Raw genomic sequence first — 2,769 nt, 5'->3', positions numbered from 1 at the left:
GGAGGATCTGGAGAGCGCCCATGGGACGCGCCTGAACGGCCGGCGTGTACCACCGGGCCAGCGCGCGATTCTTGCGAACGGCGACATCGTCGCCATCGGAACGCGCGAACTTCGATTCGCGGGGGGCGCGTCGTGATCGTTCTCCTGGGATTGATGCGCTTCGTGTTTCTCGGATTGCTGCTTCTTGTCGTGCTTTATACGCTGAACCTGGCCCGGAAATATATGGACTGAACGGCATACCATACTTTTCAATTGTTTTGATATAAAAGATAATGGGTACAGTCGTTGGACGAAGGCCCCTCTCTGGAAATGATATGCACGACCTACAAGTAATCGTCGAGCGGCGGTGGAAAAGTCATCCCTGCAATGTCCATGAAGCGCGCGCCGCCACCAGGGCTTTCGTGGATGATTACGCCGCCGACCTCACGGACCTCATCGAGCTCGCCATTGGCGAAGCTTGCGCCAACGCGGTGGAGCATGGCTCTCCGCAAGGGGAAGAGAACTTTTTCGTCCTGCGCTGTTTGATTGCCGTCCAAACTCATCAGCTGATTTTTGAAGTGCTGGACGAAGGCACCGAATTTTCTCTCAAAGAGAACACGCCGGAAAAGATGCCCGATCTGACCGCCGAGGGCGGGCGCGGACTGTTTCTGATCCGCTCGATCATGGACAATGTCGCGCTAGAGGCGTCCGGCGACGGCCTGACGGTCCGTATGATCAAAGCTTTTGTTCCGGCGGACTAGATTTTGTGACAAACCTTTGTTCGATTTGTGCTATAATAACACATCATGGTAGCAAGAATTCCGAGTTTGGAGGAGAAGCTCAAAGGCCTCCCGACTCAGCCAGGATGTTATCTCTATAAAGACGCCGCCGGAGAGATCATCTACGTCGGCAAAGCGATCAACCTTCGTAATCGCGTGCGCTCCTACTTTCAAAAGAGCGCCAAACACTCCCCCAAAACGCGCAAGCTAATCTCCCGCACCGTGGACCTCGACTATGTGGTCGTGGACAGCGAGCTGGAAGCGCTGATCCTTGAGTGCAATCTCATCAAGGAGCACCGGCCGCACTACAACATCCGGCTGCGCGACGACAAGCAATATCCCTATCTCATTCTCACGACCAACGAGCCGTTCCCACGGCTGCTCGTGACCCGGCGGGTTAAGAAGGACGGCGCCAAGTATTTTGGCCCCTTCACCAATTCCCGCGCTGTTTGGGACAGCCTGCGTCTGATCTATCGCCTATTCCCACTCGTCACCTGCCGCAAGCGCTGGGATAACAAGCCCGTGCAGCGCCCCTGCCTCTACCACCACATGGGCCGCTGTCCGCACGCGCCCTGCGCGGGCCTGGGCAACGCGGAGGAGTACCGCAAGATGGTGGATGATGTGGCGCTGTTTCTGGACGGCAAACAAGAAAAGCTCGTCCAGCAGTTACGCGCCGAGATGGAAGAGGCGTCCGAGGATCTCCAGTTCGAACGCGCCGCGCGCCTGCGCGATCAGATCGCGGCGGTCGAGACCCTGATCGAGCGCCAGAAGGTCGTGTCCACCAACGCCGCCGACCAGGATGTCGTCGCGATCGTCAACGAGCATGGCGAATCGGCCGTCCAAATGTTCTTCATTCGCAATGGCAAATTAATCGGCCAGGAGCACTTCCTCTTGGAAGGTCTGGAAGATGAGGAGGGCGTGGAGAACGCCACCGGCGAATTCCTGAAACAGTACTACCAGGACGCGGCGTATGTCCCGGCCGAGATCATCCTGCCGACGCACGTTGAGGAAACGGTGATTATCGAGCAGTGGCTGCGCCAGAAGAAGGGGACCAAGGTCACGCTGACCGTTCCCGAGCGTGGCGGCAAGCGTCAGCTTCTGGACATGGCCATCGGCAACGCCAAGCTCGCCCTCGAACAGATGCGCACGAACACCCTGACCGAGTACGATCGGACGATGGGCGCCCTCATGGAATTGCAAGACGCTCTCGGCCTGGATACGCCATTAGAGCGCATTGAGGCTTACGATATCTCGACGATTCAGGGCAGCTTTTCGGTCGGCGGCATGGTGGTCTTCGAAGAGGGCAAGCCCGCGAAGTCCGAGTATCGCCGTTTCAAGATCCAGAAGCCGACCAACACGGGCGAGCCGAACGACTTCGCCATGATGCGTGAAGTACTGACGCGCCGTCTCAAAGAAGCGAAGTCCGGCAATCCTAAGTTCAGCAAGCTCCCGGACCTGATGCTGATCGACGGCGGCAAAGGCCAGCTGGGCGTCGCGGTCTCGGTCGCCAAGGAGATGGACATGGAGATCAATATGATCGGCCTCGCCAAGCAATTCGAGCTGGTTTACCAGCCCGGCCAGGCGCAGCCGCTCGCGCTCCCAAAAAACTCCCAGGCGCTCTTCTTACTCCAGCGCATCCGCGACGAAGTGCACCGCTACAGCGTCACCTACCACCGAACCCTGCGCGGCAAGAACGCGACCCTCTCTGTACTGGACACCATCCCCGGCATCGGCCTGACGCGCCGCCGCGAACTGCTCAAGTTCTTCGGCAGCGTCGAACGGATGAAAAACGCGTCTGTGGAACAACTCGCCGCCGCCCCGGCGATGAACAAGCGATTGGCGGCGACGATCCATAAGATGCTGCATGGGAATGCGGGGTAGAGGTTGAACTTGCCCCCGGCTCTTGGCGTGTCCTCCGTTTCCACACTCCTGGCCTTTCGTGTTACACCAACCTCCTGCCTTCGGCCGACCCTGAGTAACCCACCCCGGCGCTTCGCGCCACCCCTCCCTT

At 58.8% G+C, this 2,769-nt stretch carries 2 protein-coding genes; both read left to right on the top strand.

Annotated features, from left to right (window positions below; genetic code table 11):
- Positions 1-314: 314 nt before the first annotated feature.
- Complete coding sequence (locus tag ABIZ35_RS05835; RefSeq protein ID WP_348218935.1) at positions 315-740, top strand: ATP-binding protein; 426 nt, start codon at positions 315-317, stop codon at positions 738-740.
- A 45-nt stretch (positions 741-785) separates the two neighbouring features.
- Positions 786-2,639 (top strand): excinuclease ABC subunit UvrC, encoded by a 1,854-nt coding sequence (gene uvrC / locus ABIZ35_RS05830; protein ID WP_348218934.1) that lies wholly within the window; start codon positions 786-788, stop codon positions 2,637-2,639.
- The last annotated feature ends 130 nt before the right edge of the window (positions 2,640-2,769 follow it).

The organism is Capsulimonas sp. (genome assembly GCF_039929585.1).
GTDB lineage: Bacteria > Armatimonadota > Armatimonadia > Armatimonadales > Capsulimonadaceae > Capsulimonas.
This window is presented reverse-complemented; position numbering and strand designations above follow the sequence as displayed.

Bases quoted from the DNA above. Each gene is read 5' to 3' on its own strand.
- uvrC (WP_348218934.1), top strand. From the start codon at position 786: ATGGTAGCAAGAATTCCGAGTTTGGAGGAGAAGCTCAAAGGCCTCCCG.
- ABIZ35_RS05835 (WP_348218935.1), top strand. From the start codon at position 315: ATGCACGACCTACAAGTAATCGTCGAGCGGCGGTGGAAAAGTCATCCC.